Source organism: Paraburkholderia sp. RL17-347-BIC-D (assembly GCF_046027915.1).
In the GTDB taxonomy this organism is placed as follows: Bacteria; Pseudomonadota; Gammaproteobacteria; order Burkholderiales; family Burkholderiaceae; genus Paraburkholderia.
In genome coordinates, this window is record NZ_JARESS010000005.1 from 70,798 (window position 1) to 86,425 (window position 15,628).

Sequence of the window (15,628 nt, forward strand, 5' to 3'; positions counted from 1 at the left end):
CTTTTTCACTCTGCCGCGTGAGCCGAATCTCTTCAGCTCAACTGCCCGACGTATCGATCACCTTGAAGCGCGAACGCTTTTGCGCGCGAATCACCAACTGATACGCATCCACATACTGTTGCGCCATGCGGTGCGAGGTGAAGCGCTCCTCGAAGCGCTGCCGCACTCCCGCGCGCGGCATCTTATGCAGCCGATTGACCGCCGCCACCGCGCCGATTTCGTCTTCGACGATAAAACCCGTCACGCCGTCTTCCAGCACTTCCGGCACCGAGCCGCGGTTGAACGCGATCACCGGCGTGCCGCATGCCATCGCTTCGATCATCACGAGGCCGAACGGCTCCGGCCAGTCGATCGGAAACAGCAGCGCGTGAGCGCCGGACAGGAATTCGGCCTTCTGGTTATCCGCGATCTCGCCGATGAACTCGACATAAGGCAAATCCAGTAACGGCCGGATGTCGCGCTCGAAATACTCGCGATCGGCGGCATCCACTTTCGCGGCGATGCGAATCGGCATGCCGCAGCGGCCGGCAATCCGGATCGCGGTGTCGACTCGTTTTTCCGGCGAGATCCGGCCGAGAAACGCAAGGTACTTCTGCTCGACCGGCTGCGGCGTGTAGAGCTGTTCCGGCAAGCCGTGATAGACGGTGGTCAGCCACTTGGCCTGCGGCAGCGGATGCCGCTGCGAATTCGAAATCGAGATCACCGGCGCGGTGTTGAACGTGTCGAACACCGGCTGTTGCTCGGGCAAGTCGAGGCGGCCGTGCATCGTCGTGACAAACGGCGTGTCCTGGCGCTTGAAGACCGAGAACGAGTAGTAGTCGAGGTGAAAGTGCAGGACGTCGAAATTTTCGGCCTGGCGGCGCACCAGTTCCATCAGCAGCATATGGGGCGCCACGCGGTCGCGAATGCCCGGATCGAGACGCAGCGCGCGTGGCCAGACGGCTTCGAGCTTCGCGCTGGTGACGGAGTCGCCGCTCGCGAACAGCGTCACGTCATGGCCGAGATCGACCAGCGCCTCGGTGATGTACGACACGACGCGCTCCGTGCCGCCATACAGCTTCGGCGGCACCGATTCGGTCAAAGGGGCGATCTGCGCAATCTTCATATTATGTCTCCGTGAGCTGGCGGCTTGCGCCTTGAGGGCGGTGCGCGTCAGCGGCGCTGAGTATGACAGCGCCAATACCTCCGATCAATGCAACGGCCGAATCCGGCCGCGTGCACCACCGGCATCGAAGCATTATTCACTAGAGGACAACAAAAAGCCTCTGGTCTTGCATTTCCTCGGTGCTGTTACATTCAGCTTACATACGGCTCCACACGTGAACAGCGGCACGTGTCAGCGCGTGGACCATTTCCAGGCCGGCAAATCGCGGTCGTCCGCGTCGGCGATACGGGTCGCGCCGAACTGCTTTTCCAGCACGATCGACTGGCTCGCCTCCTCACGTTCGAGCGCCGCGATCAGACGCGCCGCATGCGACACCACCAGCACCTGCGAATGCGCGGCGGCCCGCGCGATCAGGCGGGCGAGCGCCGGCAGCAGGTCCGGATGCAGGCTCGTCTCAGGTTCGTTCAACACGAGGAGTTCAGGCGGACGCGGCGTCAGCAAGGCCGCGACCAGCAGCAGATAGCGCAAGGTGCCGTCCGACAGCTCCGCGCCTTTCAGCGGCCGCAGCAGGCCGTGCTGCTGCATCACCACTTCGAAGCGGCCGTCCTGTGTCGTGACGTCGAGGCGCGAGCCGGGAAAGGCGTCGTCGATGGCGGCGTCGAGGGCGGCCGGGTCGCCGATTTCGCGGATGGTTTGCAACGCGGCGGCGAGGTCCGCGCCGTCGTTGGCGAGCACGGGCGTGTGCGTGCCGATCTGCGGCAGACGCGCGGGCGCGTCGGCGTCGGTGCGGAAATGGTCGTAAAAGCGCCACGAGCGGATCTGCTCACGCACCCTGATCATCTCGGGTGCGCTCCGCGGGTCGGAGAACTCCGTCATCATGCTGTCGAAGCTGGCGACGGGTTGTGGAATGGTCTGCCAGTCGCCGCGCTCGTCGCGCGTGCGCAGCGCCGGGCCGTGGCGGTCCACCAGCAAGGTCGACGGCCGCAGCACGGGGCCGCTCCAGATGCATTCGCGCTTGATGGTCGGATCGAGCGGAAAGCGCGTGGCGTCATTGACGAGCGGCAAACCGAGATCGATCGCGTAGCCGAACTGATCGCCGGAAAAACCGAGCCGCAGACTAACCGGATCTTTGCGGCGCAGCGGTTCAACCGCGAACTCGCCCGCCAGCACGGCGCGCGAAAAGCGCTCAGGTCCGGCCCATAGCGTGGACGGCAAACCGCCTTCGCGCGCGAGCGAGGTAATCAACCCGCCGCGCGCCGCTTCGGCCAGCAGCCGCAGCGAGCGATACACACTCGACTTGCCGCTGCCGTTTGGACCTGTGATCACGTTCAGCCTGCCAAGCGGGACGATCAACTCGCGCAACGAGCGATAGCCCGCAATTGCCAAAGTGGTCAGCATGCGCTGGCCCGACATTCAGTCGCGCACGCGCGCGCGTTCCTTAACTCTGCCGTACCTGGACACGCGCTCACGAGGCCGCGCCCGACGCCGGACAAACACTGGTCGACACGCCCCATCACTTATGCCCGCCGCCCTTGCCCGGTTTCTGTGCCGGCACGCTGCGCAGATCGCGCAGGAAGGTATCGCGCCACACGCCGAGATCGTTCTCGCGCAGCGCCGCCATATTGATCTCGTGACGCCGCTGACGCGCGTCGAGCGGCATCTGCAACGCGCGCTGCAAGGCTTCGCACATGCCGATCGCATCGTGCGGATTGACCAGCAGCGCGCCGGTCAACTCCGCCGCCGCGCCCGCGAAAATCGACAGCACCAGCACGCCGGGGTCGTCGGGATTCTGCGCGGCGACGTATTCCTTCGCGACCAGATTCATGCCGTCGTGCAGCGGCGTGACGAAACCGATCTGCGATTCGCGAAACAGCGACATCAGCTTCCAGCGGTCGTACTGCTGGTTCAGATAGCGGATCGGCGTGTAGTCGAGCCCCGAGTAGCGGCCGTTGATGCGCCCTGCTTCGTACTCCAGGTCCTGGCGAATCTTCTGATAGGTGGCGACGTCCGAGCGGGTCGGCGGCGCGATCTGCACCAGCGTGACATTGCCGCGCCATTCCGGCGAGCGCTCCAGCAGATGCTCGAACGCCCGGAACCGCTCGACGAGACCCTTCGAGTAATCGAGCCGGTCGACGCTCATGATCAGCTTGCGGCCTTCCAGGCTTTGCTTCAGGTCGAGCACGTGCTGACGGCTTTCGTAGCGCTTCGCCTGTTCGGCGATTTCGTCGGGGAACACGCCGATGCGGTAAACGCCGGTACGCAGTTTGCGGCCGAATGCTTCGACGAGTCCGTCCGCGCCCACCGTGCCGCGCGCGTGGCGCGTGACGTAATCCTTGAAGGCGAGCTCGTCGGTCGCGGTCTGGAAACCCAGCAGGTCGTAGCACGACAACGACTTCACCAGCTCTTCATGCGGTGGAATGTTCAGCAGGATCTGCGGCGCGGGAAACGGAATGTGCAGGAAGAAGCCGATGCGGTTCGTAATGCCCTCGTTGCGCAGCGCCTCGGCGAACGGGATCAGATGGTAGTCGTGAATCCAGATCACGTCCTCGGGTTCGAGCAGCTTGATGAGCTTGTGCGCGAGCCACGCGTTGACACGCCGGTAGCCCGCGTACTCCTCGCGCTCGTAGCGTGCGAGGTCGTTGCGGTAGTGGAACACCGGCCACAGCGTCGCGTTGGAAAAGCCGCGATAGTACTGGTCGTAATCCTTGCGCGTCAGACCGACGGTCGCGAAGGTGACCGCGCCGTCCTGTTCCAGCGTCGGACCGGCGTTGGCGACGGTCTCGCTGACCACGTCGCCGCTCCAGCCGAACCACACCCCTCCGGCGTCCTTCAGCGCGCCGAATACGCCGACCGCGAGGCCGCCGGCCGATCCCTTGGTTTCCGTCGGCGTTGCGACGCGATTCGACACGACGATCAGTCGACCCATGTTGCATGTCCTCCTTGGTTCGCGCGGCGCGCTCGGGTGCGTTGTCAGGTGTTCGCGGTGTCTCGCGCGCAATGGCGCAGCGAGAACCGGAAGCACGATGAAGCACGCGATGCCGCGCCAGGTTGGTGAGTGCGTGGACGGTTCGACCGCTTGGGTGCCCGATCAGTTGCATTCATCGGCACCGCCATGCCAGAGTACGCTGCTTTCCGGTGTCAAACCTTTTCCTTCACCTGCCGCGGCGCATCGGTCGCCGACGGCCGTCCGGCGCGGCTCGCCACCGGATCGGCCTCGGTATGCGCGGCGGTGCTGCCGGCCGGCGTCTGCGTGCTGCGCGGCACCCAGTCGAGCGGTTCGCCGTTGCCGGTTTCGAGTTCCGCCGACACTTCCGCACGGGCCCGCGGCAAATACTGCGGGTAATGCTGCTGGATGAAATGGAGCAGCCCCTCGCGCACCCGGCAGCGCAAATCCCAGTTCAGGCCGGAATCGAGCGAACTGACCAGCGCACGCAATTGCATGGAGCGCTCGGTACCGTCCGTAACCTGCAGCACCTGCACGCGACGGTCCCACTCGGGCGCGCCCTCGACGATACGAGCCAGCTCCTCGCGCAACGGCGCGAGCGGCATGTGGTAGTCGACGTAAAGAAACACCGTGCCGATGATCTGCGAACTGCTGCGGGTCCAATTGGAAAACGGGTTTTCGATAAACCATTGCAGCGGCACGATCAACCGTCGCTGATCCCACAGACGCACCGACACATACGTGCCGGTGATTTCCTCGATACGCCCCCACTCGCCCTGAATCACGACGACGTCGTCGAGACGGATCGGCTGCGACAGCGCGATCTGCAAGCCGGCGATCAGATTGCCGAGCACCGGCCGCGCCGCGATACCGGCGACCAGGCCCGCCACCCCCGCCGACGCCAGCAGGCTCGCGCCGATCTGCCGGACGTTGGGAAACGTCATCAACGCCCCGCCCACGCCGACGATCACGATCACGAACATCACCGAGCGCGCCAGCACGCGGGCTTGCGTATGGATGCGGCGCGCCTGCAGGTTGTCGGCGGTATCGAGTGGATGGGCCTGAATGATCGCCTCGCCGATCGCCGCCGCCGAGCGCACCGAGAGCCACGTGATCGCGCCGATCAGCGTAATCGCGACGGCGTCGCGCAACGGCGTGATGAAGGTCAGTGTGTCGGGCGCTTCCCACCACACCGCCTCCAGCGCGAGGATCACGAGCACGCACAGCGACGGCTTGTCGATATAGCGCAGCACCACACTGGTGAGCGGATAAGGCCGCGCGAGCCGCTTCACGATGCGCGCGCCGATCCGATGAATGCCCACCGCCAGCACCATCGCGATGACCGAGACGATCAACGCGCCGAGCCACGTATGCAGCGGCGCTTCGGCCATGCGGCTGAGTTCGTCGAGAGTTGGCATGAAGGGGCTTTTCCTCCTGGCTTGAGCGGTGAACAGGACCAGCGCAGAGCGGGCGCGGAACCGGCGAGCATCGAACGTGGCTGCGGTGGTGCGTGATGCGCCGTTGCGCCGAACGGCGCCGGTGGCGAAGCATCCGCCAAAGAAGCAGGCGCGAGCCGCACGACTGCGCGCCGTCGCGGACTGCCTACAACCATCTTAGGTCGTTCGTCAGCGCGATCCTGGAAAGGTGCCGAGGCAAGCCGCTTCTGCAAACGGACGGCCGGGGTTCAAACCGGTTTTCAGGCGGGGCTTCGAAAAAGCCCCGGCGGGATTCCGGCGGCTGAAAACCCGAAACACACGCGCTAGCTAAAACGCCCAACGCACCCGATGCGGGCACGCGAGGCATCAGCCGTGATTCAATTCAACTACCGCTCCTGCAGGGAAACGCCTTGCCGAGCCCCAGCGAGATCGCCGTGCTGGCGTTGTAGCCCGCGACGTTCGGATTCTCCGCAATATATTTGCGCACCGCGTCGGTCAGTTGCGCCGAACGCGCGTCCTGCGGCAAGCAGAAGTACTGGCCGACGCGCGGACCGGTCGTGCCGCCGATCGCGTCGATGGTGTTGAAGATGCCGTCGGCGGCGCCTTCGATATAAGCGGCACACGCGCTACGCGATGCCACGTCCGTCTTGGTGCACAGCTTGTTGAGGTCGCCTCCCGTAAACGCTGCTGCCGATAGCGGTACGGCAAGCGCGCTGGCGAAAATCAAAGCCCGCAGCATGGTGTTCCTTTCCAGGGTCGTTTATCAGGCGGTCTTTCGCCGCGTCCAAACGGCGCGCCCAGGCGGCGCGCCAAAGTCGTCATTCTGCACTGTTTTGCGAAGCTCAAGCGTGCGCGGCGCCGCTATCTTCAGGCACTTTTTACTGCCTTGCCAGGCGGCGGCCGCTGCACCGGTACTTTCGCGCTTCGACGCTGGCACGCCTAAAGCTCGGATAGCGCGCCCAGGCGGCCGGCTGACCAGGCTGGCCTTTGAGCACGGCGTTTGGGCGACGCGCGTCGGCTGCCCATGAACCGCCGCCGCCTCGCGCCGCCGCGCGCATCACTTCTGTTGCATCTGCTGCAGGCGCGCGGTCAGCCCTTCGACCACATCCGGCTCTTTGTAGGTCTTGGCGAAATCGAGCGCCGTCATGCCGATCTGGTTCTTCACCGTCAGGTCCGCGCCGTTGTCGAGCAGCAGCTTCACCGTCGACACATGGCCGCCGCGCGCGGCCATCATCAGCGGCGTGGTGCCGTTCGGCGAGCCGGCATCGACATAGGCCGAATGGTCGAGCAGCACCTTGACGACGTCGTCATGGCCGTTCGCCGCCGCGTAGTGCAACGGCGCCCAGCCCTTCTTGTTGACCTCGGCGTCTTTCGCGATCAGCAGGTTGACGAAGTCGAGGTCGCCGTTGAGCGACGCCATCATCATCGCGTTCTCGCCGGCTTTGTCCTGAATCTCGATGTTGGTCTTCGGATTGGCGACTAGGGCCGCGCCGACCTTGTCCGATTTCTCGCGCGCGGCCAGCACCAGCAGTGGCATGCCCTGGTTGTCCACGCTGTTCGGGTCCATGCCCTTGGCGAGCAGTTTGTTGACGCCGTCGACGTCGTCGAACTTGACCGATTTGATCAGCGAATCGATCGGCGCAGCCTGAGCCGGCGACACCATCAGCGAAGTCAGCGCCGCACAGGCCAGCGTTGCCGCGAATGCGACGCGCGAGGCGCGGCGCCGCGCCGAAGCCAGCGCGCCATGCGCCGCCAAAGTGTCCTGGGATGCTGCGATCGACATCGAAATTTCTCTCATATTTGACTTTAGGAAACGTCCCTATCCTTTTGATATTGATCGACTTTACGTCTCACACGCCAGTGGGCGCGGGGATCTTGAAAAGGCGGAAAAAGTTCTGCGTGGTCGCGGCGGCCAGCGCCGTTTCCTGCATCTCGCGTTGCTGCGCGATGAAGCGTCCGACATAACTGACGTACGCAGGTTCATTAGGCTTGCCGCGATACGGCACGGGCGCGAGGTACGGCGAGTCGGTTTCGATCAGCAAGCGCTCGAGCGGCACGCGGCGCGCGACGTCCTGCACATCCGTCGCGCTCTTGAACGTGACGATGCCCGACAGCGAGATATAAAAATTCTGCGCCAGCGCCTGTTCGGCGACGGCCCACGGCTCCGTGAAGCAGTGCATCACGCCGCCCGGCTCGCCCGCGCGCTCCTCGGCCATGATGCGCAGCGTGTCTTCCGACGACGAGCGCGTATGGATGATCAGCGGCTTTCCAGTGGCATGCGCCGCGCGGATATGGGTGCGAAAGCGCTCGCGCTGCCATTCCATGTCGGCGATCGTGCGGCCTTCCAGACGATAGTAGTCGAGACCCGTCTCGCCGATCGCGACCACCTTCGGATGCCCGGCAAGCTCGACCAGTTCGACGACGCTCGGCTCGCGCATATCCTCGTGATCCGGATGCACGCCGACCGAGGCGTACACGTTTTCATACCGGCTGGCGATATCGAGCACGGACGGCAGCGTTTCGAGATCGACGGACACGCACAGCGCATGCGTGACCGAGTGGCTGCGCATATTCTCGAGCACTTGCGGCAGGCGGTCGGCGAGTCCTTCGAAGTTGATATGGCAGTGCGAGTCGACAAACATGGTGATGTCCTGCGTAGGAGTGCTCGGGGTGAATCAGGCGGCGGCCGCGGCGGCGTCAAGGCGTTTGCCGAGAATCACCAGATCGCGCTCCACGCCATCCAGCACGGCCACGCGCGGCAGCGTGCCCCACGTGTCGAAACCGAACGCGCGGAACAGGCGCAAGCTCGCCTCATTGTGGCCGAAGATAAAGCCGAGCACGGAGTCGATGCCGAGCGCCGGCGCCGCCGCCAGCGAAGCCGCCAGCATTTGCTTGCCGAGGCCGCGGCCACGCGCGCTTTCGTCGAGATAGATGCTGACTTCGGCGGTGCGCTGATAGGCCGGACGGCCGTAGAAGTCCGAAAAGCTCAGCCAGGCGATCACTCGGCCGGGCTGTTGCGCATCTTCCACCACCCACAACGGTCGCTTTTGCGGACCGTGCGCGTGAAACCAGGCCAGCCGGCTTTCGACGCTGACCGGCTCGAGATCGGCCGTGACTTGCCGGGACGGCACAGTCGAGTTGTAGATGGCGACGATGGCGGGCAGATCGTCGAGCGTGGCATCGCGGTAGGAAAGGCTCATGGTGCGTTGAACGTGAGATGAAAGGCCAATGCAGGAACAGGACGAAAGATGGACCGGAGCGCCAGCCGCGCGCCGCTGCCGGCCTGTCCCGCGGACAGGGCTTACGCGAACAGTTCGCGGTAGCCGATAAACAGTTCTTCGAACACCAGCCGCGCATTCAGCGGATGGTTCTCGACGGCGCGCTGGCGCGTGACGTTGCGCATGAAGCGCGCGAACGCGCTGGCATCGGCCTGCGACGCGCAGCGCGTCAACGCCGCCGACGCTTGTGGAAAGTACCGTGGCGCGCCTGCCGTGCGCTGCGCCAGCAAATCGTACATCCAGCGTTGCAGCCAGCCTAGCACCAGCGGCACGGGCAGTTTTTGCAGCGCCTCGCCGCACGCGAAGGCGTCGCAATCGGGCCCGGCGGCGAGCTGCTTGAGTGTCCAGTCGCGCAGTGCGCGGTTCTCGTCGCTGGCGAGTGCGAGTGCGGTGAGCGGCGCACCACCGGCTTCGGCGAGCAGCGCGGGCGCTTCGGCCACGCCTTGCGCGGCGAGCCATTTCGTCGCCACCTCGGGCGCGGGGATGGTCATCGGCCATTGGCGACAGCGGCTGATGATGGTGGGCAGCAGGCGGTCGATACGCGCCGACACCATCAGGAACACGACGCCCGCCGGCGGTTCTTCCAACGTTTTCAGGAGCGCGTTGGCCGCGGCGATATTCAACCCTTCCGCCGGGTACAGCACGACCACGCGCGCGCCGCCGCGGTGCGAACCCACGCCGACGAAGTCGAGCAAGCCGCGAATCTGCTCGATCTTGATTTCCTTGCTCGGCGTGCGGGTCTTCTTGCTTTCATCGGCGTCGGCCTTGTCGGCTTTCTCGTCCGCGGCGTTGTTCAGGCCCGCTTCGGCGGCCAGCGCCTCGGGCACGACGATCCGGTAGTCCGGATGATTGCCTTGCGCGAACCAGGTGCAGGCCACACACGCGCCGCACGGCTCGCCGTTGGGCTGTTGCGCTTCGCACAGCAGGCCTTGCGCGAGATGCTGCGCGAAGCGCAGCTTGCCGATTCCGGCCTGTCCATGCAGCAACAGGGCGTGCGGCCAGTGGCCGCGCAGCTGCTGCAGGCGGTTCCAGTCATCGGCTTGCCACGGATAAATCATCGTTTCTCTTTGAAATCAAACTGTTGCAGGAGTTTTATGAGACATAACACGAACTCTGCATAGCGTTATAAAACGAAGTTATATTCTTTTAAAATCAAAGAACTGCGATCAACTCTTCAAGTTTCCTCTGAATCTGCACAATGCTCTGCGCGGAGTCAATGATAGCGAACCGGTATGGCGCTTCTTCGGCACGGCGCAGATATTCGGCGCGGGTACGGTTGAAAAACGCCACCGACTCGCTTTCGAAGCGATCCGGATCGCGCACCGCGCTGCGCCGTTCGTTGGCGACCTCCGGCGCGAGGTCGAACAGCACCGTCAGGTCCGGTTGGAAACCGCCCTGCACCCAGCGCTCCAGCGTTTCGAGCTTGTCGCGCGGCAGACCGCGGCCGCCGCCCTGGTAAGCGAAGGTCGCGTCGGTGAAACGGTCCGACAGCACCCAGTCGCCGCGCGCGAGCGCCGGCTCGATCACCTCGGCCAGATGCTGGCGGCGCAGCGCGAACATCAGCAGCGCCTCGGTTTCGAGGTCCATTTTCTGATGCAGCACGATCTCGCGGATCTGCTCGCCGAGCGGCGTGCCGCCCGGTTCGCGCGTCATGACGACCGCGCGGCCGGTGCTTGCGACTTTCTGTTCGAGGCGCTCCCGAAACCAGCCGAGGTGGGTGGTCTTGCCCGCCCCATCGATGCCCTCAAACGTAATGAATTTACCCCGCGCCATCATTGCCCTCGAATGTATTTGTCCACGGCCTTGTTGTGATCGCCGAGGGTGTCAGAAAAGATACTGCTACCGTCGCCGCGCGACACGAAATACAGCGCGGTAGTTTGCGCCGGGTTCAGCGCCGCTTGCAGCGACGCCACACCGGGCAGCGAGATGGGCGTCGGCGGCAGACCCATCCGGGTGTAGGTATTGTAGGGAGTGTCGGTCTGCAGGTCTTTTTTCCTGATGTGGCCGGTGTAGCCGTCGCCCATGCCGTAGATCACGGTCGGGTCGGTTTGCAGCGGCATACCCACGCGCAGACGGTTCGCGAACACCGCCGCCACCATCGGCCGGTCGGACTTCTTGCCGGTTTCCTTTTCGATGATCGACGCCATGGTCAGCGCGTCGTACGGCGTCTTGTACGGCAGGTTCGGCGCGCGCGCGGTCCACGCCTCGTCCAGACGCAGGCGCATCAGACGGTAGGCGCGGCGGTACACGTCGAGATCGCTGGTGTTCTTGTCGAACAGATACGTATCCGGGAAAAACAGTCCTTCACCATTGCCGATCGGCGCTTCCGGCGCATTGATCGCGTTCATCAGATCGCTGTCGCTCATGCCGATCGTGTCGTGCTTGAGCGCCGGATTGGCGTCCAGCTCGGCGCGCATGCGCCTGAAGGTCCAGCCTTCGATGATGGTCGCCACATACTCGTTGACGTCGCCGCGGGCGATTTTCTGCAGCACCTCATAGGGCGTCACGCCCGTCTTGAACTCGTAGTTGCCCGATTTCAGCTCGCTTTGCAGGCCCAGCAGCCGCGTCATGATGACGAACAGTTCAGGCTCGACCGGCACACCGCCGCGATTGAGCTGCAGCGTGACGCTGCGCAAGCTGCTGTGCGGCTTGACGGTGACATCGAGTTGCGCAGGGTTCAGATCGAGCGGGCTGTTGGCCCAGTGATACCCACCGGCAATTGCGGCTGCGGCCAGCACAACGACGATTGCGCCGGCGACGAAACATTTCTTCAGAAGGGACATGCGAAACGTGGCAGGGTTGGACTGCATATAATACTTGTTTGCCTTAGCTAAAGTCAGAATTGACTGTTCTCGGAATCCATGAACACACCGCTCGCTACCGCTTCAGGCACTCTCTCTGGCACCGCCGTCACGGCAGCTTCCACGGCGCCCGCCGGCCTGCCCACGCTGCCGCGCCCTTCTGCCGATGAATTCGACGCCGTGATTCACCACGGCGCGTACATGCCGCTCACGCAGTTCGGCGTGATCGACGCCACCGGCGACGACGCAGCGAGCTTCCTGCACGGCCAGTTGACCAACGACACCCAGCACCTCGACGCCGCCAATGCGCGTCTGGCCGGCTACTGTTCAGCCAAGGGACGTCTGCTGGCGTCGTTCCTGACTTGGCGCAGCGGCGACACGATCCGCCTGCTGGCGTCGAAAGACGTGCAGGCCGCCGTGCAGAAGCGGCTCTCCATGTTCGTGCTGCGCGCCAAAGCCAAGCTCGTCGACGCGAGCGGCGAACTGGCCGTGATCGGCCTCGCCGGCGACGTGCGCAAGGCGCTCTCCGGCGTGTTCGACGCGTTGCCGGACGGTGTACACGTGAAGGTGGACGGCGCGGCGGGCTCGCTGATTCGCGTGCCGGATGCGCTCGAGCATCTGCGTTTTCTGTGGATCGGCCCGAAAGCGCAGGTCGAGTCGCTCCTGCCCTTGCTAGACGAAAAACTCAAACGCGTCTCGCCGGCCGTGTGGGACTGGCTCGACATTCGCGCAGGCGAGCCGCGCATCACCCAGCCGGTGGTCGAGCAGTTCGTGCCGCAAATGGTCAATTTCGACGTGCTCGGCGCGGTGAATTTCCGCAAAGGCTGCTATCCCGGCCAGGAAGTGGTGGCGCGCAGCCAGTATCGCGGCACGATCAAGCGGCGCACGTCGCTGGCCAATGTGGCCGGCGAACTCGACACGGTGCACGCCGGCGCGGAACTGTTCCATTCGGACGATCCGGGCCAGCCGTGTGGCATGGTCGTGAACGCGGCGTCGGCGCCGGACGGCGGCGTCGATGTGCTCGTCGAAATCAAGCTCGCGGCGCTGGAAAACGGCTCGGTGCATCTGGGCGCGGCGGACGGCCCTGCGCTTCGGTTTCTCGCGCTGCCCTACGGGTTGCCGACCGAAATTTGAACTTCTCGCACGGTACGAAGCGGCGCAATCAGGCGCCGCTTTTTACTGGCCTCGTCAACCGCAATGCCCCCACCGGGAGATGCTCCCCGATGTGCCTGATCGTCTTCGACTGGCGACCCGACGCGGTCGACGGCCCGCTTTTCACGCTCGCCGCGAATCGCGACGAATTCTTTCGCCGCACGGCCGAACCGATCAGTTGGTGGCATGACGAGCCGGGCGTGCTGGCCGGCCGCGATCTGGTGGGCGGCGGGACGTGGCTCGGCATGTCGCGCGACGGCCGGTTCGCCGCGCTGACCAATTACCGCGCGCCGCACGAAATGCGCGCCGATGCGCCGACCCGCGGCACGCTCGTCAGCGACTGGCTGAGCGGCGCCGCGCGCGACGCGGCGGGAAACCCGCACGACACCCCGCTCGCGTACCTGCAACACGTCGCGCAAACCGGCGACATCTACAACGGTTTCAATCTGCTGGTGGGCGACTGGACGCGCCGCGAACTCGCCTGGTACTGCAACCGGGGCGATCTCGCGCCCGCGCTGCTCGCTGCGGGCACGCACGGCATCTCGAACGCGGTGCTCGATACCGCGTGGCCGAAGCTGGTGAAAAAGCGCGCGGAACTGGGCACGCTGCTCGCGCGCGACGCCACGCCGCCGCTCGAACGCCTGATCGATCTGATGCGCGATCCGCGCCTCGCGCGCGACGACGAATTGCCGTCCACCGGCATTCCGCTCGAACGCGAGCGGGCGTTGTCGGCGGCCTTCATCGAAACGCCGGAGTACGGCACGCGCGGCACGACCGCGTTGCGCGTGGCCGCGCATGGCGAAGTGGTCAGCGTGGCCGTCGCCGAGCGTAGCGACGACAACGGCTCGCACCGGATCGCGCGGCCCGGCGACTTCGAGCGCAGCTTCGCTTTCAATATCGAACGCGAGATTGTCTAAAGGTCATTCCGTCGGCGGTTGATTGGCCAGCCACACAACCGCGTTCACTCGATGCCGAACGCCGCACGCAATGCCGCGGCGGCATCCGCGTGCGCCTCTGCGACCTCGGGTACGAAGCCGCCCATTTTGAAGAACTCGTGGATCATGCCCGGATAGCGCTTGAGCGTGACCGCATTGCCCGCGGCGCGCAATTTCTCCGCGTAGGCATCGCCTTCGTCGCTCAAGGGATCGTATTCGGCGGTGGCGATCCATGCCGGCGCAACGCCGCTGAAGTCGGGCGCGCCGCGTTGGCCGTCGAGCGGCGCGAAACGCCAGTCGTCGCGGTCGCCCGTATCGCGCACGTAATGCTCGAAGAACCATTGAATCGTGTCGCCTGACAGCAGAAAGCCGTTTGCGAGGCGCGAGTGCGAATCGGTTTGCTGATAGCCGGTCGTGCCCGGATAGATCAGCATTTGCAACGCGAGCTTGATCCCGGCATCGCGTGCGAGCACTGCGCAGACCGTCGCCAATGTGCCGCCCGCGCTATCGCCGCCTACCGCGAGCCGGCCGGTATCCAATCCGTATTCCGCGGCGTGCGTATGCAGCCAGCTCAAAGCGTCGAACGCGTCGTCGACGGCAGTGGGAAATTTGTGCTCCGGCGCAAGCCGGTAATCCACCGACATCACCGTGCACTGGCCGTCGCGCGCGAACATGCGGCACAGCGCATCGTGCGTATCGACGCTGCCCACCGTGAAGCCGCCGCCGTGGTAGTACACCAGCGCCGGCGCGGGCTCGGCCCAGCTCGGCTCGACTGGCTGATAAAGGCGCGCGCGAATCGTCGCGCCGTCGCGTGTCGGGATTCGCAGATCTTCGAGCGCGAACATCGGCGCGCTGGCGATCTCCAGAATCGGTGCGCTTTTTTCGTACGAGGCCCGCGCGTCTTGCGCGGTCATTTCGTGAAGCTTCGGGCGCTTCGCCCGCGCGATCATGTCGAGCACCTGCTCGATCTTCGGATTCAGCGGCATGGTGCGTCTGTTGGCGCATGAGCGCCGAAGGTTCAAAAAAACCGGCGCGATAGCGCGCCGGCGATGCGATGAAAGTCTCGCCTAACCGGCGTTCTTCACTTCCGGCTTGAGCGACATCGGATCGGTGGGATTGCGCAACTGCTCGATGTCCTCGTGACGCAGCTTCACCGTCGCCATGATGCCTGGATGCGTGACGATGTAAAAACGCCGCGCGGCGATCGCCTCGAAGGTGATGTCGGCGACATCGTCGGCACTCAGCTTGCCCGATTGCACCGCACGCTGCAGTTGCTTGCCTGCGGCGATCTGCGAGCGCGTCGGTCCGCTGTCGTTGCGCAGGTCCGCGGGGCGCGCGCGTTCCGCATCGGCGATGCCGGTCGGCACGAAGGCCGGACACAGCAGCGAACAGCCGACGAGCCCACGCGCTGCCGCCTCTCCACCTTGCGCCAGCTGCAGGTCGTGATACAGCGTTTCGGTGAGCGACACCACGGCATGCTTGGACGCGTTGTAGATGCCCATCGCGGGCGGCGACAGCAGCCCCGCCACCGACGCCGTGTTGATGATATGCGCCGGCTCGTTCTGCGCCAGCATGATCGGCGTGAAGACCCGTACGCCGTGCGCCACGCCCATCACGTTCACGCCGAACACCCACGACCAGTCGTTCGCCGAGCTTTCCCAGAGGAAGCCGCCCGAGCCCACGCCCGCGTTATTGAAGAGCAGATGCACGCGGCCGTAGGCGTCGAGTGCCGCTTGCGCGAGGGCTTCGACTTGCGCGGCGCTCGCGACATCCGTCGGCACGCCGATCGCCTCGGCGCCGTCGGCGCGCAAGGCATCGACGGTTTGCGCAAGCGCGTCGGGATTGACGTCGGCCAGCACGAGCTTCATGCCGAGCGCCGCCCCCTTCTGCGCGAACGCGCGGCCGAAACCGCTCGCCGCACCGGTGATCACCGCCACCTTGCCTGCGAATTCGAACATCATGTGACTCCCCTGGGTT

Annotated in this window: 15 protein-coding genes; 2 read left to right on the forward strand and 13 right to left on the reverse strand. The window is 65.0% G+C overall.

Annotated elements, in window-relative coordinates; translation table 11 throughout:
• Positions 1 to 37: 37 nt before the first annotated feature.
• From P0D96_RS09130 to mltG, 11 genes are all read right to left on the reverse strand, one after another.
• Positions 38 to 1,105 carry a glycosyltransferase family 4 protein gene (locus P0D96_RS09130; protein WP_408175437.1) on the reverse strand — a complete coding sequence of 356 codons (1,068 nt, stop codon included), beginning with the start codon at positions 1,103 to 1,105 and terminating at the stop codon, positions 38 to 40.
• A gap of 231 nt (positions 1,106 to 1,336) precedes the next feature.
• Entirely contained in the window at positions 1,337 to 2,503 is a 1,167-nt protein-coding gene (locus tag P0D96_RS09135; RefSeq protein WP_408175438.1) for an AAA family ATPase, read from the reverse strand.
• A 115-nt stretch (positions 2,504 to 2,618) separates the two neighbouring features.
• Positions 2,619 to 4,031, reverse strand: coding sequence for an alpha,alpha-trehalose-phosphate synthase (UDP-forming) (otsA, locus tag P0D96_RS09140; protein ID WP_408175439.1), 1,413 nt, complete (start codon positions 4,029 to 4,031; stop codon positions 2,619 to 2,621).
• A 212-nt stretch (positions 4,032 to 4,243) separates the two neighbouring features.
• Complete coding sequence (locus P0D96_RS09145; RefSeq protein ID WP_408175440.1) at positions 4,244 to 5,467, reverse strand: mechanosensitive ion channel family protein; 1,224 nt, start codon at positions 5,465 to 5,467, stop codon at positions 4,244 to 4,246.
• Positions 5,468 to 5,867: 400 nt separating this feature from the next.
• Positions 5,868 to 6,224, reverse strand: coding sequence for a Rap1a/Tai family immunity protein (locus P0D96_RS09150; RefSeq protein ID WP_132374665.1), 357 nt, complete (start codon positions 6,222 to 6,224; stop codon positions 5,868 to 5,870).
• A gap of 318 nt (positions 6,225 to 6,542) precedes the next feature.
• Entirely contained in the window at positions 6,543 to 7,268 is a 726-nt protein-coding gene (locus P0D96_RS09155; RefSeq protein WP_408175441.1) for an ankyrin repeat domain-containing protein, read from the reverse strand.
• A gap of 67 nt (positions 7,269 to 7,335) precedes the next feature.
• A complete protein-coding gene (locus P0D96_RS09160) occupies positions 7,336 to 8,127 on the reverse strand; it encodes a TatD family hydrolase (protein WP_408175442.1) in 792 nt (263 codons plus the stop codon).
• A gap of 33 nt (positions 8,128 to 8,160) precedes the next feature.
• Entirely contained in the window at positions 8,161 to 8,685 is a 525-nt protein-coding gene (locus P0D96_RS09165; protein ID WP_408175444.1) for a GNAT family N-acetyltransferase, read from the reverse strand.
• A gap of 101 nt (positions 8,686 to 8,786) precedes the next feature.
• Entirely contained in the window at positions 8,787 to 9,821 is a 1,035-nt protein-coding gene (locus P0D96_RS09170) for a DNA polymerase III subunit delta' (RefSeq protein WP_408175445.1), read from the reverse strand.
• A gap of 94 nt (positions 9,822 to 9,915) precedes the next feature.
• The gene (tmk, locus tag P0D96_RS09175) at positions 9,916 to 10,536 is read right to left on the reverse strand and encodes a dTMP kinase (RefSeq protein ID WP_408175446.1); all 621 of its coding nucleotides are present in this window, start codon (positions 10,534 to 10,536) and stop codon (positions 9,916 to 9,918) included.
• Complete coding sequence (gene mltG / locus P0D96_RS09180; protein ID WP_408175788.1) at positions 10,536 to 11,546, reverse strand: endolytic transglycosylase MltG; 1,011 nt, start codon at positions 11,544 to 11,546, stop codon at positions 10,536 to 10,538. The genes tmk and mltG overlap by 1 nt, the downstream gene beginning before the upstream one ends.
• Positions 11,547 to 11,624: 78 nt before the next feature.
• On the opposite strand from mltG, the gene ygfZ reads away from it, so the two are divergent.
• A complete protein-coding gene (gene ygfZ / locus P0D96_RS09185; protein WP_408286653.1) occupies positions 11,625 to 12,698 on the forward strand; it encodes a CAF17-like 4Fe-4S cluster assembly/insertion protein YgfZ in 1,074 nt (357 codons plus the stop codon).
• 89 nt (positions 12,699 to 12,787) lie between these two features.
• Positions 12,788 to 13,633: an NRDE family protein gene (locus P0D96_RS09190; RefSeq protein ID WP_408175449.1), complete on the forward strand. Its 846-nt coding sequence runs from the start codon at positions 12,788 to 12,790 to the stop codon at positions 13,631 to 13,633.
• A 44-nt stretch (positions 13,634 to 13,677) separates the two neighbouring features.
• On the opposite strand, the gene P0D96_RS09195 is transcribed toward P0D96_RS09190, so the two are convergent.
• Positions 13,678 to 14,637, reverse strand: a complete 960-nt coding sequence (locus tag P0D96_RS09195; RefSeq protein ID WP_408175451.1) for an alpha/beta hydrolase — start codon at positions 14,635 to 14,637, stop codon at positions 13,678 to 13,680.
• Between the two features lie 81 nt (positions 14,638 to 14,718).
• Positions 14,719 to 15,609 carry an SDR family oxidoreductase gene (locus P0D96_RS09200; RefSeq protein ID WP_408175790.1) on the reverse strand — a complete coding sequence of 297 codons (891 nt, stop codon included), beginning with the start codon at positions 15,607 to 15,609 and terminating at the stop codon, positions 14,719 to 14,721.
• Positions 15,610 to 15,628: the final 19 nt, after the last annotated feature.